Source organism: Sulfuriferula multivorans (genome assembly GCF_003851125.1).
GTDB classification, from domain to species: domain Bacteria; phylum Pseudomonadota; class Gammaproteobacteria; order Burkholderiales; family Sulfuriferulaceae; genus Sulfuriferula; species Sulfuriferula multivorans.
The window spans coordinates 153,171-174,913 of sequence record NZ_BGOW01000001.1 but is presented as its reverse complement, the minus strand read 5'-3'; the positions used below and the strand labels follow the sequence as shown (position 1 = coordinate 174,913).

The 21,743-nt window shown below is 54.9% G+C and carries 21 protein-coding genes; 5 read left to right on the top strand and 16 right to left on the bottom strand.

Annotated features, from left to right (window positions below; translation table 11 throughout):
• The first annotated feature begins 139 nt into the window (after positions 1–139).
• Positions 140–1,558 carry a cytochrome ubiquinol oxidase subunit I gene (locus tag EI185_RS00840; protein ID WP_124703211.1) on the top strand — a complete coding sequence of 473 codons (1,419 nt, stop codon included), beginning with the start codon at positions 140–142 and terminating at the stop codon, positions 1,556–1,558.
• Positions 1,558–2,586: a cytochrome d ubiquinol oxidase subunit II gene (gene cydB, locus EI185_RS00835; protein WP_124703210.1), complete on the top strand. Its 1,029-nt coding sequence runs from the start codon at positions 1,558–1,560 to the stop codon at positions 2,584–2,586. Before EI185_RS00840 ends, cydB (EI185_RS00835) begins: the two co-directional genes overlap by 1 nt.
• Positions 2,587–2,644: 58 nt before the next feature.
• Here cydB (EI185_RS00835) and EI185_RS00830 read toward each other — a convergent pair whose 3' ends face one another.
• From EI185_RS00830 to EI185_RS00775, 12 genes are all read right to left on the bottom strand, one after another.
• Positions 2,645–3,274, bottom strand: a complete 630-nt coding sequence (locus tag EI185_RS00830) for a GGDEF domain-containing protein (RefSeq protein ID WP_124703209.1) — start codon at positions 3,272–3,274, stop codon at positions 2,645–2,647.
• 183 nt (positions 3,275–3,457) lie between these two features.
• Entirely contained in the window at positions 3,458–4,228 is a 771-nt protein-coding gene (locus EI185_RS00825) for an NAD-dependent epimerase/dehydratase family protein (RefSeq protein ID WP_223247590.1), read from the bottom strand.
• A 42-nt stretch (positions 4,229–4,270) separates the two neighbouring features.
• Positions 4,271–4,726, bottom strand: coding sequence for a GNAT family N-acetyltransferase (locus EI185_RS00820; protein ID WP_124703208.1), 456 nt, complete (start codon positions 4,724–4,726; stop codon positions 4,271–4,273).
• Between the two features lie 105 nt (positions 4,727–4,831).
• The gene (locus tag EI185_RS00815; protein WP_124703207.1) at positions 4,832–5,572 is read right to left on the bottom strand and encodes a sulfotransferase family protein; all 741 of its coding nucleotides are present in this window, start codon (positions 5,570–5,572) and stop codon (positions 4,832–4,834) included.
• A 348-nt stretch (positions 5,573–5,920) separates the two neighbouring features.
• The gene (locus EI185_RS00810) at positions 5,921–6,646 is read right to left on the bottom strand and encodes an endonuclease III domain-containing protein (RefSeq protein ID WP_124703206.1); all 726 of its coding nucleotides are present in this window, start codon (positions 6,644–6,646) and stop codon (positions 5,921–5,923) included.
• Positions 6,647–6,730: 84 nt separating this feature from the next.
• The gene (locus EI185_RS00805; RefSeq protein WP_124703205.1) at positions 6,731–7,684 is read right to left on the bottom strand and encodes an O-methyltransferase; all 954 of its coding nucleotides are present in this window, start codon (positions 7,682–7,684) and stop codon (positions 6,731–6,733) included.
• The gene (locus tag EI185_RS00800) at positions 7,685–9,031 is read right to left on the bottom strand and encodes an ATP-binding protein (RefSeq protein ID WP_124703204.1); all 1,347 of its coding nucleotides are present in this window, start codon (positions 9,029–9,031) and stop codon (positions 7,685–7,687) included.
• A gap of 39 nt (positions 9,032–9,070) precedes the next feature.
• Complete coding sequence (locus EI185_RS00795; RefSeq protein WP_124703203.1) at positions 9,071–10,228, bottom strand: DNA cytosine methyltransferase; 1,158 nt, start codon at positions 10,226–10,228, stop codon at positions 9,071–9,073.
• 120 nt (positions 10,229–10,348) lie between these two features.
• Positions 10,349–11,530 carry a DNA cytosine methyltransferase gene (locus EI185_RS00790; RefSeq protein WP_124703202.1) on the bottom strand — a complete coding sequence of 394 codons (1,182 nt, stop codon included), beginning with the start codon at positions 11,528–11,530 and terminating at the stop codon, positions 10,349–10,351.
• Positions 11,527–12,174, bottom strand: coding sequence for an Eco29kI family restriction endonuclease (locus EI185_RS00785; protein ID WP_124703201.1), 648 nt, complete (start codon positions 12,172–12,174; stop codon positions 11,527–11,529). Before EI185_RS00785 ends, EI185_RS00790 begins: the two co-directional genes overlap by 4 nt.
• A 258-nt stretch (positions 12,175–12,432) precedes the next feature.
• Complete coding sequence (locus EI185_RS00780) at positions 12,433–12,960, bottom strand: permease (RefSeq protein ID WP_124703200.1); 528 nt, start codon at positions 12,958–12,960, stop codon at positions 12,433–12,435.
• A 44-nt stretch (positions 12,961–13,004) separates the two neighbouring features.
• The gene (locus EI185_RS00775; RefSeq protein WP_189836221.1) at positions 13,005–13,724 is read right to left on the bottom strand and encodes a YfdX family protein; all 720 of its coding nucleotides are present in this window, start codon (positions 13,722–13,724) and stop codon (positions 13,005–13,007) included.
• A 264-nt stretch (positions 13,725–13,988) separates the two neighbouring features.
• Here EI185_RS00775 and EI185_RS00770 point away from each other — a divergent pair, with 264 nt between their 5' ends.
• The 3 genes from EI185_RS00770 to EI185_RS00760 all read left to right on the top strand — a co-directional run bounded on the left by EI185_RS00770 (position 13,989) and on the right by EI185_RS00760 (position 17,461).
• Entirely contained in the window at positions 13,989–15,380 is a 1,392-nt protein-coding gene (locus EI185_RS00770) for a cytochrome ubiquinol oxidase subunit I (RefSeq protein WP_223247589.1), read from the top strand.
• A 233-nt stretch (positions 15,381–15,613) separates the two neighbouring features.
• The gene (gene cydB / locus EI185_RS00765) at positions 15,614–16,633 is read left to right on the top strand and encodes a cytochrome d ubiquinol oxidase subunit II (RefSeq protein ID WP_189836220.1); all 1,020 of its coding nucleotides are present in this window, start codon (positions 15,614–15,616) and stop codon (positions 16,631–16,633) included.
• Positions 16,634–16,846: 213 nt separating this feature from the next.
• Positions 16,847–17,461, top strand: coding sequence for a DedA family protein (locus tag EI185_RS00760; RefSeq protein ID WP_124703197.1), 615 nt, complete (start codon positions 16,847–16,849; stop codon positions 17,459–17,461).
• Between the two features lie 26 nt (positions 17,462–17,487).
• Here the strand turns inward: EI185_RS00760 and cyoD are convergent, their stop codons facing one another.
• The 4 genes from cyoD to cyoA are packed head-to-tail and all read right to left on the bottom strand — an operon-like array spanning position 17,488 to position 21,554.
• Complete coding sequence (cyoD, locus tag EI185_RS00755) at positions 17,488–17,820, bottom strand: cytochrome o ubiquinol oxidase subunit IV (RefSeq protein ID WP_124703196.1); 333 nt, start codon at positions 17,818–17,820, stop codon at positions 17,488–17,490.
• Positions 17,821–18,432 carry a cytochrome o ubiquinol oxidase subunit III gene (gene cyoC, locus EI185_RS00750; RefSeq protein WP_124703195.1) on the bottom strand — a complete coding sequence of 204 codons (612 nt, stop codon included), beginning with the start codon at positions 18,430–18,432 and terminating at the stop codon, positions 17,821–17,823.
• Entirely contained in the window at positions 18,429–20,429 is a 2,001-nt protein-coding gene (gene cyoB, locus EI185_RS00745; RefSeq protein ID WP_124703194.1) for a cytochrome o ubiquinol oxidase subunit I, read from the bottom strand. The genes cyoC and cyoB overlap by 4 nt, the downstream gene beginning before the upstream one ends.
• A 3-nt stretch (positions 20,430–20,432) precedes the next feature.
• A complete protein-coding gene (gene cyoA / locus EI185_RS00740) occupies positions 20,433–21,554 on the bottom strand; it encodes a ubiquinol oxidase subunit II (RefSeq protein ID WP_124703193.1) in 1,122 nt (373 codons plus the stop codon).
• Positions 21,555–21,743 lie beyond the last annotated feature (189 nt).

Genomic DNA, 21,743 nt, shown 5'->3' with positions numbered 1-21,743 from the left:
TATCGGTTTAATAAATCCCGCGCACCGGGAACAAATCAGCAGCAGATATGCCTTACCAGCAGCCTAATAAATCAGTAATTGCTTATAAACTGATATTTTGGGTTTTACGACACTGCTATTGCTGGTTGAGGATTTCCCCATGGATCTGTTACACAACCCCGAGTTTCTCTCGCGCGCGCAATTCGGCTTCATCGCCTTGTTCCATATTCTATGGCCGCCGCTGACCATCGGTCTGGCGCTGATCCTGTTCGCGCTGGAAGCCGCCTGGGTCAAGACGCGCAAGGGATTCTATTACCAGCAGGCGCGGTTCTGGACCAAAATCTTCCTGATCAACTTCGGCGTCGGCGTGATCAGCGGCCTGCCGATGGAGTTTTCCTTCGGCACCAACTGGGGACCGTTCTCCATCGCCAGCGGCGACTTTTTCGGCAATATTCTGGGCTTTGAAACCGCCATGGCGTTCATGCTCGAGGCGGGTTTCCTCGGCATCATGCTGTTCGGCTGGAAGCGCGTCAGCCCGGGCATGCATCTGTTTGCCACCGGCATGGTGGCATTCGGCAGCACGCTGTCGGCATTCTGGATCATGGTCGCCAATTCGTGGATGCAGACCCCCGCCGGGGTAACGATGCAGCATGGCAAGTTCGCCATTACCAGTTACTTCGACGCGGTTTTCAATCCCGATCTGGCGCACGGCTTTAGTCACATGTTCATGGCGTGCATCGAGATTTCGCTGGTGGTGATCGCGGGCGTGAGTGCTTATTATCTATTGAAGCAGCGCCACCGCGAGTTCTTCCTGCCGTCGTTCAAATGGGCGGTGATTGCCCTGGCGGCAGTGGCGCCGCTGCAAATCTTGATTGGCGATTCGGCCGGCGGCGCGCTGGCGCAGACGCAACCGGCCAAACTGGCGGCCATCGAAGCGCTGTGGCATACCAACAAACCGGGCGAGGGCGCATCCTGGGCGATTGCTGCGCTACCCAATCAGGCGGCGCAGAAAAACGATTGGGAGATCACCGTGCCGGACGTGACCAGCCTGATTGTCACGCACTCGCTCACCGGCCAGGTGCAGGGATTAAGCGATTTCAAACCGGCTGACCAGCCACCGGTGCTGATCCCGTTTTACAGTTTCCGCGTGATGCTGGTGACCGGCGTGTTCATTGCCTTCATGGCCGTGGTGACGCTGTGGATGCTGTGGCGGCGCAAGGCGCAGATGCTGGCTGCCAGCGTGAGCAGGAACAAGTGGCTGCTGCGCGGCTGGCTGCTGACCATACCGGCGGCGTACATCGCCATCGAGGCGGGCTGGCTGGTGCGTGAAGTGGGGCGGCAACCGTGGATTGTGTACGGCATGATGCGCACTTCGCACGGCGTGGGTAACGTGCCGGTCGCGGTGCTGCAGTGGTCGCTGCTGTCGTACGTCGTGTTTTACAGCGTGATCGGCGTTGCGGCACTGGTGTTCATGCGCGGCGTGCTGCGCAAAGGGCCGGTGTTTGAAGACCCGCCCCATCCGCCGGCGCGTCACACCGGTATTCACTTTCAGCCTGCCGTTGCACAAGGAAGCCATTGATGGAAGCTGCCGCACTCGATTCTACCCACCACCTGCTGGCGACCATCTGGTTTCTCATCATCGGCCTGTTCATGGTGATTTACGTGGTGCTCGACGGCTTCGACCTCGGCGTCGGCGTGCTTTCGCTGTTCGTCGGCGACGAGCCGCGCCGCGCGGCCATGATGTCCAGCCTGGGCAGCATCTGGGACGCCAACGAAACTTGGCTGGTGGTGATCGGCGGCACGCTGTTCGGCGCGTTTCCGCTGGTATATGGCACGGTATTGCACGGGCTGTACATCCCGGTCATCGTCATGCTGCTGGGCTTCATGCTGCGCGGTGTGTCGTTCGAATTCCACGAACTGTCGACCAACAAGCCGCTCTGGAGTTTCACGTTCGGGCTCGGCAGTCTGGTCGCCGCTGTGGCGCAAGGCTTCGCGCTGGGCGGGCTGCTCAATGGCGTGGCGGTGGTGAATGGTCATTTCGTCGGCGGCGCGATGGACTGGCTGTCGCCGTTCAGCGTGTTTGTCGCCATCGGCGTGGTGGCCGGATACGCCATGCTCGGCTCCACCTACATCATCATGAAATCGCGCGGCATGATGCAGGACGCGTGCTTCGAGCGCGGCCACCTGCTGGCGCTCGCAATGATCGTGACGGCAGCCGTGGTGACAGTGTGGACGCCGATGCAGTATCCGCAGATTTACACGCGCTGGTTCAGCGTGCCCAACGTGTATTACTTCGCGCTGTTGCCGCTGGCCGCGTTTTCCAGCTTCATCATGCTGCTGCGCGCGTTGAAAAAGCGTTACGAAGTTGCGCCCTTCGTATGGACCACGCTGATCTTCCTGTTCTCGTTTATCGGCCTGGCGGCGACCTGGTTCCCCTACATCATTCCCGGCTACGTCACCATCGATGAGGCCGCTGCCCCGAACAATACGCTGGTGTTCATGCTGGTCGGCATCGGCATGCTGATCCCGGTGATGATGACCTACAACATCTACCAGTATGTGGTGTTTCGCGGCAAGGTTGACCCGGACCACGCGCATACGTACTAAGTGCCTCGTTCTGGGAGAGGCGCCGGGTCTGCGCTGGCTGGCACAGTCGTGCTGTGCGCTACGCCAAATCCATCGGCGGAAAATCCGGCAGCGCTTCCTCGATCTGCACGGTGCGGTTTCTGCCTTCCTGTTTTGCCTGGGCGAGCGCCTTTTCGGCACGCCTGACGATCAGCTCGGAAGTGTCCTTGGGCGCATTGGTGGTAATCCCGGCGGAAAATGTCACCGCCCGACCCGGGGCGATGCCGGCCCAGTCGCACCCAGCCACAGCGTTGCTCAGCCGACCCATGGCAATCAGGCCCTGATCCAGCCAGGTGGCCGGTAACACGATGCCGAACTGATCACTGTCGAGACGGCCAAACCGGTCTACCGTCCGCAGCAGCTTGATCGCTGTATCGGCCACTGTTTTCAATATGGTGTCTCCAACAAGGTGACCGTATTGATCGTTCGCTGCGCCGAAATGGTCCAGATCGATGATTGCGAAACTGAATGGATGTCCGGTTCGAAGCGAGCGCTGCAATTCCGCATCCAGCATCTCGGTCAGGCTGCGCCGGTTGAGCACGCCGGTCAGTGGATCATGCCGGGACAGTTCTTCGATCTGGTTGCGTAAAGCCTGGATCGCCTGGTCTTTTTCAGACAGTTGCTGGCGCAGGGAGGCGCAATTGGGGCAAGTATCCTGTTCTGTCGTCATTGGTGCTCCGTTAATGCAAAACGGTTGATTGCCGGATGCCTGCGTCCGGATTTTTATAATGATACGGCGCTCATCATGCCATCGTAATCGATTGATGCGCAATGAAATTAATCACCCGCTGCCCGTCGTTGACAGACGTGCTTTCGGGAATCGGGCATTCAACATTCAGACCTGCCACAGGCATTATGGATCAGGTGAAGTGTCTGCCTGGCGATTGTATTCGCCGATACGGAAGTCGGCGTTCCAGCCTAGGGCTGCTCGCGCTTTATCGATGGTAACGGTACCGTCATCCTCTGCAATATTGTAGATACCAGCCTCACCGCTCATGACCGCCCGCCGTGCTGCGTCAGCCGCGGCGTCGACATGCAACGGCCCGCCACTAGATGGTTTGTCGAAACCAGTCCCCGGCCCATAAAGTTTCCCGTAGCGGAGAACAATGGCCTCGAACGGAGCGCTGAGCACCTGCTGTTCGAGGCTGGCAACGGCCCGAGCCGATAATCCGAAATCAGGGTCATCCAGATTCAGCGGCGCATCTTCACGGTAGGGCGTCGGGCCGGGCGCATAAACAAAAGCAAGGCTTTGGGCGACCATCCGCCTTGCTCCCGCAGCCACCGCCGCGGCGACCAGATTGCGCGTGCCGACTTCACGGAGACGGGCGTTGCGGATTAGCGCATCAGCCATCTTCGTGGGGTCGAGTGCGGGAGGCAGGTCGGTCAGTTGATGCACCACAACATCCGGCTGCGCTGCGCAGACAATGTCGAGCAATGCTTTCTCGTCGAACACGTCCACAATCACCGGCGTTACACCCATGGCGCGCAGGGCCGATGCTTTCTCTGCCGAGCGTGTTGTACCGGTCACCGACCAGCCGTCGCGGACCAGCAACGGACAAAGCCTGCGACCGATAACGCCTCCTGCACCGGCAACAAAAACCTTTTTGTTCAGTTCGCCTGGCATATGTGTCTCCCTTAACGCGAGGCAGCCTGCTCGGCTGCCAACTCAGGTTGAAAGCTTGATGTGATAGACCAGAAACTGTTCATCTCGTTTCCAGCCTGCAGATTGATAAAGGGTCTGTGCAGTTTCATTGGTTGTGGCGGTTGACAGCGAGACGCGCACAGCGCCCAGTGCGCGGGCGAAATCGACGGCGGCGGACATCAGTTTTGCAGCCACGCCTTTTCTGCGTGCATGCTCATCAACATAGAGATCATTGAGTATGAATGTTCGGGCGAGAGATATGGATGAGAAGCCGGGATAAAGCTGGGTAAAACCAACAGGCATGCCGTCTTCAAATGCGATGAACAGAATGGACTCGCCATGATCGAAGCGGGCCAATAAAAACGCTCTCGCAGCGCGAACATCGCTGGCGCGACCGTAGAATTGGCGATAAGCATCAAAAAGCGGCACAAGCGCTTCAAGATCAGACAAGATGGCTTGGCGAACGGTAATGGAACCCATGTTTCCCCGAAAAGATATCGCGTTTGAGTTGGTGGACTGGACGCCGCAGGCGGTCAGTCTCAGTGAGTAGAGCGAACAACCGAACGGCTCACTATGCTTTGATTTTCAGGAAAAGAAATGGACGGCCCCATAAATCAAACCGGCCAATGCAACCGAACCCGCACCAAGAATGACATAGGCGCCTTTGGTAAGATCGCGCACGGTCTTTTTAATGGCTGCGCGATCATTGACATTGGGAAACTCCGATTCGGGCGCTGGCACATCCAGAAACTCGCAAAGTGGCTTCCAGCCCTGGTCTGCGGAAAACACCAGCAGCCGATCGGCCGGAACAGCGGCTTTTACATCCGCGATGTGCTGATGATAGTGAGCGATGGCTTGGTCACGATCATCCATGGTGCCCTTGTGCGAGCGCTGCCAGATCAGCTTGCGGGACATGTCGCCAAACTTTCGCCCGAACGGCGTAGCAAATTCCAATACCTTGAACTGCCACATTTTTTCCGTGAAATAGATGGTGTCCATCGTGCTTTCATACCAGGCTTCGGCACCGCGAGGGTGAACGGTCAGCACCACCCTGGCGTCGGGATAGGCAGCCAGCAGTTCACGCCATACACAGCACGCCGGGTTGTCCACCGCGGCGGTATATTTTGAAAATACCTGTGTCCAGTCGTGCTGAGCGCCCGGCGCGGAATTAGCGACTTTGCGCCAAAAATCCAGGTGCGATTTGTTTTCCTTGTTTTCCAGTACTTCGAACATGTGATAGCACGGAAAACCCAACTGCTGAAGTGCGGTATAAACAGACAATGTGCCGGTGCGCCCAAACCCTGCGCCGATTATTTCAAGAGCCATGGTCATATCCCCTTTTTATAACCAACCGACATTTTGCCAGTTATCAACCCGACACCTGCCAGTACTCTTTGTAATGGTACTGACGCGCATCATGCCATCGTCATTGATTGATGTGCAATGAAACGGGTGATACCCCGTGCATAAGGTAGCGCCCATCTTGCTGACAGGATGGCTTGTAATACCTATGCCTTATAAGACTGATCAAGGCCAGAAATCGATATTAATAAACGGCAGAATACGACACATACCCGCCCGTCATGATGCTTGCAATGAAAGGGCCGCTTGTAGTTACTTGTATAGGAATGTGATTTTTGAACGTCCGCTCATTTGATTTCTAAAGCGCCATTTCTAGACTTTAATTTTTTTCTTCATTCGATCCACACCAGTCTTGGGGCACAAAGCTGATATGGGACATTCATCGCAATGGGGTACAGATGGAGTGCAAATCTCGCGCCCGAGTGAAATCATGTTTACGTGCAGCGAGTAGCGAAGCTCGGGCGGGATTTTGGATTGCAGGCGATCCATGTCGCGCGGCGCGCAGTGTTTGTCTTTTTGCGTAGGCCTGACCCAGCCGAGGCGGCGGGCGATACGCCAGCAATGCGTGTCCACTGGGAAAACCTGCCTGCCCAGCGAGTACATCAGAACGCAGCGCGCCACTTTCTTCCCGACTCCCGGCAGCGCCAACAAAAAAGCCTCGGCCTCCGTGTCGCTCATCTTGCGCAACGGCTTCAGCGTCGGCTCACCGAACTTTTCCACGATCACATCGAGCAGTTCGCGGATCGCCTTTGCTTTCTGGTTTGACAACCCGCCGCTGACGATAGGCCGCGCGATATATTCGGCGGGCGCTTCGGCGATGTGCAGATGTGTAGGGAAGGTTTCTTTCAGCGAGCGGAAGGTGCTGCGGTAGCTCGCCTCGCCAGTCTTGGTGCTGCAAATGATGAACAGCAATTCGTCCAGCGGGTCTTTGAGGTTGTAGTGGTTGAAGTCACGGTAGCGTTTTTTCAGCGCTGCGGCAACGTCAAAAATAGAAGAGGGATATTTAGGAAATGGCATGTTAGCAATTGCGAAGTTCACGGATGAGTTTGGCGCTGCAAATGCAGTAGCCAGCCTTGTGCTGATCAACCCTGAAGATACGCGAAGCTAATATCTTTATTTTTCTCAAACTTCAGATTCGGCGAAAATTGGAAAGTAGCGATACACTTCACAATATTGAATAATTTCGGACTGCGGGATGTTAATTGTCTTATAACTTTCTTCGCTGATAGGCATTAGAGATTCAAGATGCCTAATTTCCTTAAAAGTTAACTTGGGAATGTTAATTTTATAAGGCTCACTTCCGTCTTTGCAAAATCGCAAGTTCGTAAATGCGCATTTGTCGAGCAAATGTTTTTGACCAGAGCCGTATATTATTCCTCCAACAGTGAGCATTAACGCGCCATCTGAATAGTGAAAATTAAATAACTGGCGATAGCAAAGCTTTGCGCTATCTGGCATAGAACCATTTCTTTGCGAAAGAATTTCTTCTATTTTATTGGTAATAATTCGTCTAAAAATATCCGCACGATCCCATCCGCTGAGCGAATTAGCACCTACATCCCTCGGAACATTTTCCTCGCCTATTTGGGTCTTTAGGCGGTCTAAAGGAGTCCCCGCCCCAGAATCGGGGTCGTCTTGAATATTAAATGATGCAAGGCAAACGCTACCGGATGTCGCCGACGAGAAGAATGTTTCGATGTCTCTCAAACAATTAGATTCGAGCAAACCATCATAATCAAGCCAGAGTATTGTTGGAATATCCTTCCATTCAAGGGTCGGTAACACCTCCCAAGATTTTCCAAACTTTAGTTCTATGTATTTATAGGGGGCATTAAATTCAAATCTGCGCTTAACACTTTCCGAAAGCGTGCTTTCAATGCTGACCATGTTGCGGATCCCCAACATGCGATGAAAAAGAACAAAGTCCGAAAAGTACACCGCACCAAAACCAATATACCGATAACTATCGATCGTATAAAAATCATTCAGCTTTCTAAAGATGTCGCACAGCATCTTTCTTTCGACGGACTTCGCTGGTCGAATGGTGTAGTTTATTTTGCGATAGCTGCCAGCCATTTATTCTTCTCCCATTGATTTGAGAAAATAATTAAAAGTGTGCAAGCCAACTGCCGGATTAGATTTGCATCCCGTCAATTCCTTTATTCGGTTAATTTTTTCATAAGATGCAAGATAAGAAATTCTGCCTTCTTTGGGCTCTTCATTTTTCATATCTGTATCGGTGGCTTTCGGATAAACAAATACAGCGGATTCGGCAATGTTGCGAAGTAGCGCAGGCTTGGCCTCGTTGACCTTTGATTGCAGCGCCGTACTCTCTGTATCCATTTCGTTATCTAGAGCATTCAAAAAATCGATTACCGGTCGCATTGCATTTACCATTTCCAACTTGGCCGACTGATACAAGCTAGATTCGACATCAACTCCATTTTTTGTGGTGTTCCAAGGCAGCACGTCGGCGCTATCTGAGTCGAAGAACACATACCCTCGAAAACGCGCAAACTGGTAATGCGGTTTTGGCATGTGAACCCCATTAATTTCCTGATCCCAGCCGGTTACCTGGCTTTTATCAGCGCGAAGCACCAAACGTTCATTACAAAAAACATACCACCCTGCATCGATTAGCTTTGCTTCCGATATGCCAACGTAAATTCTAACTGTGACAGCCTTTCCCTTGATTGGAATTCCGACGCTTTTGTATAGGGGCTGTAGCTTTTTTGAGCTGAGAAGCGCGGATTGACGATATTCGAGATCAATATCATTGACTGCAATCTTTAAGTTATTCCCGATGGCGCTTTGATGAGCAGCCTCAATGTTTGAAATTAGGCGAGTAACAAAATTTTCCAATTTAAATTCATTTGCAATTCCTTCATGCAATTTTGTTACCGTTATTACAGTCGAACATTTCTCGGCAGGATTGTTCAAGTTTTCCTCTAGCGTTTCAAATTCAAAATCCCATCTTTCCTTGCCATGCTCGTCAACATATCCCGGATTTTTCCATGCATCAACATCAATGTTGATAGTAAATTTTGAATCAGCGGCTGTTGACTCAATTTTAATATTTGACCCCATTTTAAAAAGCGCTCTCTTCATGCCAACGCCAAACTGGCCAATTGAATGTGGGGTATTTTCTATATTGACTGGGCGACCAAAACGAAAAGCATATTCACGAGCAATCTTTGCGCTAATGCCGCCGCAGTTATCAGCAATAATAAAGAAATCAGGTTTCGCCTCTAGCGTGAGATGCAAGCCATCATAGTTGTTATCTGGGCGCAATCTTCTTGCGCCGTCAACACAGTTATCAACTAAATCAGATATCGCATCGACAAGTTTTATGTCCCTTACCAGAATCGAGATGAAAAAATCTTTTGTTGGAGATGCGTCAATTCTCTGATTTACATCTGTCATAAACTTCCCCTCAACCCTTGGTTAAACTTGCTAGTAATGTCAGACCAGACCCTTTATCAACTTGCCGAATATCACTGACAATAAATATTCTGAAACTATCGGGCTAACGCTATTCCCAATCTGCCTGAAGCTATGCCACTTGGTGCTATGCAACAAAAACCAGTCTGGAAACCCCTGGAGCCTTGCAGCTTCGCGCGGAGTAATAACTCTAGGCCGCAAATAGTGGATGGGGCGCACCGCTTGAAAGCTTCCTTTATCGCTTCCGGTTCCGGCCCGCAACGTCGGACAGAATCCGTTCGGGTTCAGCTTGATGGATTTCGATATTGCATCCTGTTCCCCGTAGCCTAAATCGCTGTAACGTTTTTCGACTTCCGGCGAATGTATCGTTCCGATGCAGCCGGAGACAATTCTTTTCTCCATATAAATTTCAAGCGCAGAATTGTTTCCGACACCGAGTGGAACAGCATTCGTAACTTTATTCAGAAAAGCGCTTTCATTTTCGATATGGGTGCGGCTCCAGCCTTTATCTGTGTCTGCTTTCCAATTCGGGAGTATATCTTTCGGAAGGCCGTGCAATGCTTCCCTTACCTTCGTTAACTCGACATCGCTGCCATGCTCGAAATCGGACACGGTCATGGCCGCCATTTTTGATGGATCGTAGCCGAAGAAAAAAATACGTGTACGTGTGGTGGGCGCACCGTAATGATTTGCTTTAACCGTTATCGGATCGAGCGTAACGTACCGTTTTGGAAGCCGTTCAAAGGCGGCCTTTCTGATGTCATCGTATTTCTCGTTTAGTATTCCGGGTACGTTTTCAGCAAGAAAAAATGCGGGGCGCGTTTCGTCAACCAAGCGCATGAAGTGTCCGAACAAATCGTTTCTGGAGTCGTCCAGTTGACGCTTCCCCATCGTGCTGAACCCTTGGCACGGAGGCCCGCCGATCAACCCGTCCAGCTCGCCTTTTTTCAAACCGGCGCGCATTAACAGCTCACTGCCGCTTAGCTTGGCAATGTCGTTATCCAAATGGGTCACATAGGGGAAGTTTTGGGTGTGGCTTTCTATCGCGAACTTATCCAGCTCTACAGCAGCGGAGACGGTAAATCCGGCGCGCGTTGCACCTAGACTTAGCCCGCCAGCTCCCGCATATAAATCTATTACTTTGGGCTGGGCGTCAAGTTGTCGTCGGATGTTTTCCATAGTCACAAATTATACAGATGCAGTAAACCCCAGCAGGCCGATATTTTGAGCCAGTTCAGAAGCCGCTCAACTTGTCCCACATTAACAGTCAACCACGCTATCGGGTTGTCATGCTGGATATTAGATTCTTGCCCGGTGCGACAGTCTTGCATCAACCGAGTCGCCCCGCACTCTCAACCTGCCCGCCAGTTCACGCCCTATCGTTTCGCCCAGCAATACAGGAACCGCGTTCCCTATCTGGCGCATCGCTTCGCCCCAGGCGCCTTTGATGACGAAGTTATCCGGGAAGGTCTGGATTCGTTTGGCTTCGCACACCGTGAAGTAGCGGACGCTGCCATCCGGGTAGCGGATCATGTTTTCTCCGCCGGGTACGCCGTGGCCTCCGGCCTTGATGGTTTTTGCGGGCCAGTCTATGTCGCTGCCGGTGTGGCCGGGATAGGTGCGCGCACCGTCGTGATAGATGTGATCGGCGATGCCGTGTTGTGTGGTTGGCTCGGGGATGCCGTGCAGCGCATCTCTGACCGTGCGCCAAGGCTGTTGCTCCGGCTCGAACATGCCGTACTTGTCCTTCAAGCGAGCCACCTTCTCTTGCAGAAGCTCGGTTATCGGTAAGCGTTCCGATTTCGGCACGCGGTGGCGTTTCCAGTATTCGCCCGAAACGTACATCTCCCAAAGCAACCTGTCTTCGGAATGTGTCTCGGCGGGGAACGACCAAGGCACGCCCAGATCAGCTCTGATACCGACGATAACAACCCGCTCCCGCGTTTGCGGGACGCCGTAATTTGCCGCATTGATTAGATTGAACGAGACATCGTATTTTGTTCCGGCATAAGCAAGCTGGCTGATGCTGCGCAGGTCGGACAAATGTTCTTTCCAATCCGCGTTGGGCTTGGCAGCAAATCCGGGGTAGGTAAGTCGCAGGATTATGTATTCGAAATAATCCGCAAATGATTCTCTGAGCAAGCCCTTAACGTTCTCAAATACAAAAGCTTTTGGGATGAGTTGTTCGATTGCCCGGATCGCATATGGGAACATGTCGCGGTTATCTTGATCCGCTTTATGTTTGCCGCCCAATGAAAATGGTTGGCAAGGCGGGCCACCCGCCACGATATCGACATCGGCCAGAGCGCTAAGGTCAAAATCTTTGATGTCGCCAAAGTAAACTTTTTTCGCATCAAAATTTTCGCAGAGCGATGCGCAGGCGTGTTTGTTAAATTCCACGAACGCGGAATGCTGGAAGCCCGCAAGCTCCAGCCCTTTCGCCAATCCTCCAGCCCCTGAAAATATTTCTAATGACTTCATGGCTTGCGCTCGATATTTTTGAAGTGGCTTTTGATTCTGGAAAGGATGGTGCTTTCTTCGGCATGTGCGCCGTTGCATTTTTTTGCCCAAGCCCGTCCCGGATGAATCACATCCCATTCGGATTTCGCCTGCTCATATCGCCCACTACCTGGATCGTGATTACCGAAGCCATCCACGGCAGTGTTCCATAGAGGCATGTTCAATTTGATTAGCGCAGCTTCGATGGTGCTGATCATGTCTGAGCTAGCATCTTCAAAAATAACGAAACGGCACATGAAGTCTTTCAGTTCCAATCCTTGAGCAATATTGATGCTACGACTGTGCTCCCGAAGTCGGCCAATTAGTTCTTTGGATTGTTCGAGCTGATTGTCGGAAACCCTCGCTTGGCGCCAGCCCTTTGGCACCGCCTTGCCAACATATATTGGGTAACTGTAAGACAGGCGATTCAACTCGGCATATTTTTTGTATATTGTGTTTTTGCCTGTGTAATAGATAGCGTAAACCCCGGTGCCGAGGAAAGACTCTGGAGGGGGTAGCGTATGTACGGGCGTGCCATTGAAAAACCGGATGGCATCTTTGACGAGTTCGGCAAAAGCGTCGTTCTTATAAACGTGTTCACTTCTATCGAAAGGTTTTGATTTCATGAGTGTGTGACGCGCATGGTCTGGTCGACCCGTATTTTCTCATGTTGGCATGGTAAATGCCTCAAGTCCAATTCAGTAGAGGTGAATTGCCAAGAGAGCAGACGCTAAGAAATGGAATTCCTCGATTAACTACCATCGTCCGCACTGAAGCGGTCATTCCCGGTTTCACCCTTGAATGTCTGAAACTTATCCGCCCTTGCGATGTTCATGCCAAATCAACACCTCTCAAAATATCGCAAAGGCCAGTGCGAGTGCAAATCAGGCAGCCAGTCGTTCGGTCTCCAGTGCATGCGCACGCTGCAGGATCTCCCGGGCGTTTTCCACTTCCTCGGCATTGCCATGCGCAATGACCAAGTACTTGTTGGCCTTGAGCAGGGTTTCGTATTTGATTGCGCTGTGTTTGGGCAGGCCCAGGCTCATCAGTGCCGCGACCAGCGCGCTGATCCCGCCTACCACTGCGGCGCCTTCCAGGCCGCCGGCCAGCATGCCGACTATGGGGCCTGCTACTGCCAGCGCGCCAAAGCCCGGTACCCAGAAGAAGGCGGCGCCTAATAATATCCCCCACAGGCCGCCCCAGAAGGCACCGATGCCGCCCCAGGTCTTGATGCGATCGCCGCTGGTGTAAAAGCCAAGCGGATGTTCTTCACTGTGATAGCCGCGTCCGATGATGGACAGCTTCTTCATATCGAAGCCGGATTTCTGCAGTTCCTTCACTCCTTGTTCTGCCTGCGGATGGGTGTCGAACGTGGCAACGACGGCGCTTTGGTTGGGTTGTAGAGTTTCCATGATTGCATTCCTTTCGGTGTGGTGATTAAAAACATTGTGCGGGTTTAGCTGTTGGGGAAAGCCAGTACGCGGACTTTCTCGGCGACCAGGCTATCCAGTGCCTTGTTGACAGAGCGTTGCGCCGATTTCAAATCGGGATGGCTGCCATGCAATGCCGTTTGCGCGAGCCGGATCTCTTTGCTGATGTGGTCCAGGGGAAGATAAACCGTGGTGGTTTCCAGTTCGTTCGCCGCATCGGTCAATGCTTGTGCGGCTGCACGGGTCTTTCCGCTGCGCGCCTGGGTTTCAGCGTGTTTGATTTTGTGGCGTTCCTGTCGTGCCAGTTCAGGTGCATAGACTTGCATATCGTCCAAGCTGGCATAGATCGGCAGCAAGTCATCGTAAGCAATTTTGGTATTTCCGGAGATCAGCTTTTGCTGCGCGTTGCGTATCGATTTGGATACTTCCAGAAAAGGCATGTCGTGTTTCAGCGCCGCACTGAAGTCTTGCGCAACGATCAGTTCGTTACGCGCACCCGCAGCGGAGCCGTCGGCCAGAAATGCCCGCGCAGCGCGCAGATGACCAATCAGCACGCGTCCGGATTCTGCAGCAGCGTGCGCCAGCTCGGGATTGGCCCAGCCGCTGTTTTCAGTGTAGGTCTCGTTTTTGATCCGCAGACTCGGCTGCGTTCCGGATACGGCCGCGTAGCTGGTACCGGAAATGAGCGACATGGTTAACACGATGGGCAGTGCAAATTTGACACCTGCCGCGCTTCGTTTGTTCATGATATCTACCTCCTGTTGCGATGGTCTTGTTTGGGCACCTTGCCCAGCCAATGCGATGCATACCTCATGCCAGAAACATAAGTAATTGATTTTTTGAAAAAGCCACAGGAGCGCAGAGGGTCTGGCGGGGGATATGCCCCATTGCAAGGTCAGAGCCATGGGGGTTGTGACCCAAGAGCAGTTGGCACGTCAATTGAACTTAGGGTTTGCTATTCCGTCGATGAATTACTATAAAGCACCTTCTGATTGCTACTCGACTCCTTCATGGCAACCATGCTCGTTACCGATTTATCCCGTGCCCAGTTTGCCTTGACTGCGCTATTTCATATTGTGTGGCCGGTGCTCACCATCGGGCTGTCGTTTTTTCTGGTGGTGATCGAAGCACTGTGGCTCAAGACCGGCGATGTTGACTACTATCGCCATGCGCGTTTCTGGGCAAAGTTGTTTGTGCTCAATTTCAGCGTGGGGGTCGTCACCGGCCTGCCGCTGGAATTTGAATTCGGCACCAACTGGGCGGAGTTTTCACGCTTCGCCGGGGATTTTTTCGGCGCAGCGCTGGGTTTTGAAGGCGCCATGGCATTCATGCTGGAGGCGGGCTTCCTCAGCATCATGCTGCTGGGCTGGCAGCGCGTGCCGCGCGCGGTGCATTTCTTTGCCACGCTGATGGTGGCTGTCGGGGCCAGCCTGTCGGCATTGTGGATCGTCATGGCGAATTCCTGGATGCAGACCCCGGCGGGCGGATCGGTGGTGAACGGACGCTTTGTAGTCACCGATTTCTGGGCTGCCATGTTCAACCCGGATATGGTGTGGGGGGTGAGCCACATGTGGGTGGCCGCGCTGGAAACCGGCTGCTTCGTGGTGGGCGGTGTGTCGGCCTGGTATGTTCTGAAAAACCGCAATCCGGCGTTTTTCATGAAGAGCTTCAAGATGGCGGTGCTGGCGGCGGTGCTGATTACCCCTTTGCAAATTTACCTGGGCGACGGTTCGGGTAAATCCGTATTTGTTTACCAGCCAGCCAAGGGCGCGGCGATCGAAGGCCATTGGCACACCAATCCGGTTGGACAGGGTGCGGCGTGGGCGGTTGCCGCCTGGCCTGACGCAAAAAAAGGCGCCAATGACTGGGAGATCAAGATTCCCAATGCGTTGAGCCTGCTGGCAACCAGCACCTGGGACGGCCAGGTGAAAGGTCTGCTCGATATTGCGCCGCAGGATCGCCCGCCCGCATTGCCGCTGTTGTTTTACAGCTTCCGCTTGATGGTGGTGATCGGCTTGTATTTCTTCGCATTGATGCTGCTGAGTCTGTGGCACGCATGGCGCCACGGCTGGCAGGATGCGGCCTGGCAGTCACGCCCGTGGCTGCTCAAAGGCTGGCTGTGGGCGGTGCCGCTGGGCTATGTCGCGGTGGAACTGGGCTGGACCGTGCGCGAGGTCGGACGTCAGCCGTGGCTGGTCTATGGTTTGCTGCGCACCAGCGAGGGGGCGTCGCCACTCCCCGCGTCCAGCGTCATGTTCAGCATGGCCGGATACACCGTGCTCTACATCGTGCTGGCGATAGCGTTTTTTATTTTTGCGCGACGCTGGCTGCGCAAAGGTCCGGACCTGACGCTGGAGCCGCCAGCAGTTCCCCAGCACGGCTGGCAAGATCGGCGCATCTGATCAAACCATCCTGAAAACGGCGATTTATCCACGAAAGACACAAAAGACACGAAATAAAACAATGCGGCATTGATTAGGTCGTTCACTCTCTGGTGATGATTTACTACTTTTTATTTCGTTGAATATTTTGCGAGCTTTCGCCTTACGGCGAAATGCCTGCATACCCCATTTCGTGCTTTTCGTGTGTTTCGTGGACCACCGCTTTTTTTGGATCATTCAAGGACAAACGCTGTATGGACATGCAAAGTTTCCTGGTGGCATTCTGGATCGGCGTAGCCGGGCTGTCGCTGTTGCTGTATGTGGTGCTGGACGGCTTTGATCTGGGCGTGGGCATCCTGTCGCTGGCGGCCTGCGATGAAGACCGCCGCGGCTTGATGATGGCGAGCCTGTCCAGCGTGTGGGACGCCAACGAAACCTGGCTGGTGCTGTTGGGCGGCGTGCTGTTCGGCGCATTTCCGCCGGTCTACGCCGCCTTGTTGCAGGGCTTGTATATCCCGGTCACGGTGATGCTGTTCGCGCTGATCATGCGCGGGGTGGCGTTCGAATTCCGCCATGCCAGCAGGCGCAAGTGGCTGTGGAACGTGACCTTTGGCGTAGGCAGCCTGGGTGCAGCCATCAGCCAGGGAATGATACTGGGCGCGCTGATTCAGGGCTGGCCGACCCTGGCGGGTAACTATGTGGGCAGCGGCTGGCACTGGATGACACCCTTCACGTTGCTGACCGCATTGGGCGTGGTGCTGGGTTATGCGCTGATGGGGGCGGGCTGGCTGATACTCAAATCCACCGGCGAGATGCAGGATCGCGCCTATCGACGTGGCTTCTGGCTGTTGCTGGGTACCTTGGCGACGGGTGCGCTGGTGCTGGCGTTGACGCCGTTGCACAACCCCCATATTGCCAGCCGCTGGTCCGGCAGCTCGGCGCTGCCTTATGCGCTGGCAGGCGGGGTAGCCATATTTGCCGCGCTGCTGACGCTATGGGCCTATCTCAAACGGCATGAGTACTGGCCATTCCTGGGCACGCTGCTGCTGTTTGTGGCGTCGTTTGTCGGCTTGGTCGCGAGCCTGTATCCCTACGCCCTCACTCCCACGTTGACCTGGAACGCTGCCGCCGCTTCCTCCGGTACGCAGTTGTTCATGCTGGTCGGCATCCTGCCGCTGATACCGATCATGCTGTTCTACAACGGCTATCAGTATCTGGTGTTTAGCGGTAAGGTGGATGGGACGGCTTACGGCGACGATGAAGGCGAAGAATGAACCTAAAACAAAACCCGCGATTCAAGCCACAGAGATCACGGAGAACACAGAGATGAAGCGTTTCCCACCTGTTTTTCCGGGTCACCTGATGGGGGAAGTCAATATTTACGGCAACCAGGGATTTTTGCGAGTTGGGCGACGAATCGCCCATCCCGGCGAGCCCCGCTGCCTCAGTGAACTCTGTGTTCTCTGTGGCTGACTGATTTTCTCAATATGAACAGCCTGCTTGCCACGGCGCATCCCTATATTATCCAGTACGGTTACGGCGCGCTGTTCGGCGTGCTGTTCGCCGAGTCGTTGGGATTACCGCTGCCGGGCGAGACCTTCCTGGTCGCCGCGTCCTTCCTCGCCGTGCAGGGCCAGCTCAACATCTGGCTCGTGGTTGTGACGGCATGGGCAGCGGCGACGCTTGGCGACAACGCCGGCTATGCCATTGGCCGCTTCGGTGGTCGCAAGCTGCTGGTTCGCCATGGCGCGCGCGTGGGCATCAGCGTCGCGCGGCTGGACAAGACGGAGCGCTTCTTCGCGCATTACGGCCCGGAAGTCGTCATCGTCGCGCGTTTCTTCCCGGTGCTGCGGCAACTCAACGGCCTCACTGCGGGCAGTGTTGGAATGGGCTGGAAACGCTTCGCAGTCTACAACGCGCTGGGCGCGCTGCTGTGGGTCGGCGCATGGAGTGCGGGCGTCTACTATTTCGGCAAGCAGATCGAAGCATGGCTGCTGCGGGTTCATACGGCAGAGTTGTGGCTGGCGGGCGCGTTGGCGCTGGTTCTGCTGGTTGCCGTCGTTTACTGGGCCATGTCGAAACGGTCGCGCAGCCGGCGCTGAGACTACGCTCTCAGGGCGATCGGCTTTTACATCATGCGTGCATGGAGATCGAACATGATCCACAGCGTGCCAAGCAGCATGATGGCGATGATGAGTACGGTGAACACAATGGCGAGCAGGTTCCAGCTCTGGTCCGAGGTGCGATCCAGGTGCAGGAAGTAGTGGAGTTGCACCACAATCTGGACGATGGCTGCGAGTGCGATGACAGTCAGTATGGCGGTGTGGGGAAAGCGGTCGAGACCGAATACGACCAAGCCGAACGGGATGATAGTGAGCACGATGGACAGCGCAAAACCCACGACATAGGTGCGCAAGCGGGCATGGCTGACACCGGGCAGATCAATCGACTCATGTGCCATTTACATCACTCCCATCAAGTAGACCACGCTGAAGACGCCGATCCACACGATGTCCAGGAAGTGCCAGAACATGCTCAGGCGGATCAGCCTGGACTGAACCGGGACGGTTAATCCCTTGTGCATGACCTGAACCATCATCACCAGCATGCCGATCAGGCCGAAGCTGACGTGCAGGCCGTGAGTGCCGACCAGGGTAAAAAATGCGGACAGAAAACCGCTTCGATCGGGTCCGGCACCCGTCAGGATCATGCGCTGGAACTCGCTGACTTCCATGCCGATGAAACCCAGCCCAAGCAGGAAGGTGATCAACAGCCAGCCCAGCACCTGGATTCTGTTTTTCCTGTTCATCGCCAGCACCGCCAGGCCATAGGTCACGCTGCTGGTAAGCAGGAGCAGGGTTTCGCCGAACACCTTGGGCAGGTCGAACAAGGTCGCGCCGGTGGGGCCGCCCGCGTAGTTGTGGCGCAACACGGCAAAGGTGGCGAACAGTATGGCAAACAGGATGGCGTCGCTCATCACATACACCCAGAATCCGAAAACGCTGTTACTCACGGCCTGGGCATGGTGCGCCGCAGTCTGGTCGGTGTCGCGGGTTAATGCGGCGGACATCATGCTGGCACCTGCTGATACGAATCGGCGTCTGCATGCCGGAATATGCGCGCGGCTTCAATCCGCTGCACTTCCTCTGCGGGAATCAAATACTCCACCTCGTCCTGCATCATCCGGAAAATGAGTGTGGCGAGGATGCCCAGCGCCGCGCCTGCGGCCAGCCACCAGATATGCCATATCAAGCCAAAGCCGGTAAAGAACGCCAGCACGCCGACAATGAAACCGGCAGGCGTGTTCTTCGGCATCAGAATGGCGTGATACGTGTCCGGGCGTTGATCGGTGCTGCCGGCTTGCTTCATCGCCATGAATGCATCGCGCGACTGCACAACAGGGTGTTGCGCGAAATTGTAGAGCGGCGGCGGCGAGGCAGTTGACCATTCCAGGGTGCGACCGTCGCGCCAGTAATCGCCGCTCAGGTCGCGGGTTGTTTCGCGCGCCCGGATGCTCACCACCAGCTGGATGACCTGAAACACGATGCCGATCAGGATGAAGGCAGCACCCACGGCGGCAATTTCCAGCCAGGGATGCCAGGCAGGGTTGGTGTAGTACTCCAGACGACGCGGCATGCCCAGAAAACCGAGCACGTAGAGCGGCATGAAGGCGAGGTAAAAGCCGCTCGCCCACATCCAGAATGCACGCTTGCCCCATTTCTCGTTCAGCGCAAAACCGAACACCTTGGGAAACCAGAAGGCATAGCCGGCAAAGTAGCCGAACAGAGCACCGGGAATCAGCATGTTGTGAAAGTGGGCGACCAGGAACTCGGTGTTATGCAGCACGTAATCGGCACCCGGAATCGCCAGCATCACGCCGGTCATGCCGCCCAGCACGAACGTCACCATGAAGGCCAGCGTCCACAGCATCGGCGTGTCGAAACGCACCCGCCCCTGATACATGGTGAACAGCCAGTTGAACACCTTGACCCCGGTAGGTACCGCGATAATCATGGTCATGATGCCGAAGAAGGCATTCACGTCTGCGCTCGATCCCATGGTGAAAAAATGGTGCAGCCACACCGTGAAGGACAGCACGGTGATGGCGATGGTCGCCCAGATCATCGAGGTGTAGCCGAATAGCCGCTTGCCGCACAGTGTGGCCACCACTTCGGAAAACACGCCGAACGCGGGCAGCACCAGGATGTAGACTTCCGGATGCCCCCAGATCCAGAACAGATTGAGGTACATCATCATGTTGCCGCCGAGAGCGTTGGTAAAAAAATGCATGCCCAGGTAACGATCCAGCGCCAGCAACGCCAGCGTCACGGTCAATACCGGGAAGGCGAGAATCATCAGCACGTTGGTGCACAATGCGGTCCAGGTGAAGATCGGCATGCGCATCAGCGTCATGCCGGGAGCGCGCATTTTGAGTATGGTCACCAGGAAATTGATGCCTGTCATCAGCGACCCCAGCCCGCTCAACTGGATGCTCCAGATCCAGTAATCGACACCGGTGCCCGGACTGTAATGCAGGCCGCTGAGGGGCGGGTAGCCGGTCCATCCGGCGTGGGAGAAATTGCCCACGCCGAGCGAGAGCATGACCAGCCCGGCGCTGAATACCGTGAGCCACAGGCTGACTGCATTCATGAACGGGAAGGCGACGTCGCGCGCGCCGATCTGCAACGGCACGACCACATTCATCAGGCCGACCAGGAACGGCATGGCCATGAAAAAAATCATGATGGTGCCGTGCGCGCTGAAAATCTGGTCGTAGTGGCCGGGCGGCAGGAAGCCGTGATCGGAGCCCAGTGCGACGGCCTGCTGCGAGCGCATCAGGATGGCGTCAGAGAAGCCGCGCAGCAGCATGACGAGCGCCAGAATGATGTACATGACGCCGATTCTTTTATGATCGACGCTGGTCAGCCATTCATGCCACAAGTAGCCCCACTTGCGGTAATAGGTGATGAGCGCCAGGATCAGCGCCGCGCCCAGCAATACCACGCTGACCGATCCCATGATGATGGGTACATGAAAGGGGATCGCTGACAGTGACAGTTTTCCGAACATGCCTTATGTCTCCTGATGGCTTGACGCCGGCTGCATGGGCGCCATCGCGCCTGGCTGCATCGGCTTGAATGTGCGCATAACCTGGTCGAACAGATCAGGGGGCTGGACCGATGCGAAATAACTCACCGGCGAATGGGCGCTGGGTTGCGCCAATTGCTTGAAGCGTGCCAGGTTCAGTGCGCTACCGGTTTGCCTGACCTGTTTGAGCCAGGCCTGGTAATCGCCCTGTGAAGTTGCAATGACCCTGAAGTGCATGCCCGGAAAACCGGCACCGCTGAATTGCGAGTTCATGCCGCGGTAGTTGCCCGGCTGGCTTGCCAGCAGATGCAGACGGGTTTGCATGCCCGCCATCGCGTAGACCTGACTGCCCAGACGCGGGATGAACAGCGAGGCCATCACTGTATCGGAGGTGAGCCGGAAACTCACCGGTGCGTTGACGGGAATGACCAGCTGGTTGACCGTTGCGATATGCTCGTCCGGGTAAATGAACAGCCATTTCCAGTTCAACGCAATCGCCTCGATCTGGATCGGTTTTGCGGATGAAGCGATGGATTTGTAGGGGTCGAGCCGGTGCGTGGTGACCCAGGTCAGCACGCCCAGCGCAATCACGATGATGGTCGGCACCGTCCATACCACCAGCTCGATTGTATGTTCGGACCAACCGGGCTGGGGCGCAGTTTCCCGGCGCGAGGCGCGATAACGCCAGGCAAACCAGAAGGTCATGCCTATCACCGGCAGCACCGGGATCAGCATGATGAGAAAGGCGGTTACGATCAGATTGAGTTCGCTGTGACCGATCGGCCCCTGCGGGTCGAGCAGCGGGAAACCGGATACGCTACAACCGCCCAGAAACAGCAATGGGATGAGCGAGCAGTAACCGAGTAGCCTGAGGTGCTTTTTTCCTGGCACAAAATACCTCATATCCGCATTTGAATGGGAACTGCCGGCTTGAACACGGCGCGGCAGATTCAGGTTTATCCGGTCAGGCTTGATGGCTGCGGACAACACCTCTCCGATTTTCCCTATGCATCGACTGTGCCAGCCCAATAAGGCCTTGAATTTTTTGTGATCGGTTTTGTTGGTGCGGGAAACTTCGGGGTATAAGCCCCGGACCAGAAGGGTCATTGGGGCATCTCAACCAGTGTCGCAGAGGCAGGCGCGACACGCCCACGCGGGATGACGAGACGTTCAACCTGGAAAAAGCAGTTGGTCCACGAAAGACACGAAAGACACGAAACAAATCAATGCATGACATTGAGTAAGTCATTCACCCTTTGGGTGATGATCTGCACTTGTTATTGATTCGGATATTTC

What these genes read in the sequence shown, in the direction of transcription:
- EI185_RS00800 (WP_124703204.1), bottom strand. Translation starts at nt 9,031, where the DNA reads ATGACAGATGTAAATCAGAGAATTGACGCATCTCCAACAAAAGATTTT.
- EI185_RS00830 (WP_124703209.1), bottom strand. Translation starts at nt 3,274, where the DNA reads ATGACGACAGAACAGGATACTTGCCCCAATTGCGCCTCCCTGCGCCAG.
- EI185_RS00825 (WP_223247590.1), bottom strand. Translation starts at nt 4,228, where the DNA reads ATGCCAGGCGAACTGAACAAAAAGGTTTTTGTTGCCGGTGCAGGAGGC.
- cyoB (WP_124703194.1), bottom strand. Translation starts at nt 20,429, where the DNA reads ATGTTCGGAAAACTGTCACTGTCAGCGATCCCCTTTCATGTACCCATC.
- cyoD (WP_124703196.1), bottom strand. Translation starts at nt 17,820, where the DNA reads ATGGCACATGAGTCGATTGATCTGCCCGGTGTCAGCCATGCCCGCTTG.
- EI185_RS00780 (WP_124703200.1), bottom strand. Translation starts at nt 12,960, where the DNA reads ATGGAAACTCTACAACCCAACCAAAGCGCCGTCGTTGCCACGTTCGAC.
- EI185_RS00790 (WP_124703202.1), bottom strand. Translation starts at nt 11,530, where the DNA reads ATGAAGTCATTAGAAATATTTTCAGGGGCTGGAGGATTGGCGAAAGGG.
- EI185_RS00770 (WP_223247589.1), top strand. Translation starts at nt 13,989, where the DNA reads ATGGCAACCATGCTCGTTACCGATTTATCCCGTGCCCAGTTTGCCTTG.
- EI185_RS00820 (WP_124703208.1), bottom strand. Translation starts at nt 4,726, where the DNA reads ATGGGTTCCATTACCGTTCGCCAAGCCATCTTGTCTGATCTTGAAGCG.
- cydB (WP_189836220.1), top strand. Translation starts at nt 15,614, where the DNA reads ATGGACATGCAAAGTTTCCTGGTGGCATTCTGGATCGGCGTAGCCGGG.
- cydB (WP_124703210.1), top strand. Translation starts at nt 1,558, where the DNA reads ATGGAAGCTGCCGCACTCGATTCTACCCACCACCTGCTGGCGACCATC.
- EI185_RS00760 (WP_124703197.1), top strand. Translation starts at nt 16,847, where the DNA reads ATGAACAGCCTGCTTGCCACGGCGCATCCCTATATTATCCAGTACGGT.
- cyoC (WP_124703195.1), bottom strand. Translation starts at nt 18,432, where the DNA reads ATGATGTCCGCCGCATTAACCCGCGACACCGACCAGACTGCGGCGCAC.
- EI185_RS00840 (WP_124703211.1), top strand. Translation starts at nt 140, where the DNA reads ATGGATCTGTTACACAACCCCGAGTTTCTCTCGCGCGCGCAATTCGGC.
- EI185_RS00805 (WP_124703205.1), bottom strand. Translation starts at nt 7,684, where the DNA reads ATGGCTGGCAGCTATCGCAAAATAAACTACACCATTCGACCAGCGAAG.
- EI185_RS00775 (WP_189836221.1), bottom strand. Translation starts at nt 13,724, where the DNA reads ATGAACAAACGAAGCGCGGCAGGTGTCAAATTTGCACTGCCCATCGTG.
- cyoA (WP_124703193.1), bottom strand. Translation starts at nt 21,554, where the DNA reads ATGACCCTTCTGGTCCGGGGCTTATACCCCGAAGTTTCCCGCACCAAC.
- EI185_RS00785 (WP_124703201.1), bottom strand. Translation starts at nt 12,174, where the DNA reads ATGAAATCAAAACCTTTCGATAGAAGTGAACACGTTTATAAGAACGAC.
- EI185_RS00815 (WP_124703207.1), bottom strand. Translation starts at nt 5,572, where the DNA reads ATGGCTCTTGAAATAATCGGCGCAGGGTTTGGGCGCACCGGCACATTG.
- EI185_RS00795 (WP_124703203.1), bottom strand. Translation starts at nt 10,228, where the DNA reads ATGGAAAACATCCGACGACAACTTGACGCCCAGCCCAAAGTAATAGAT.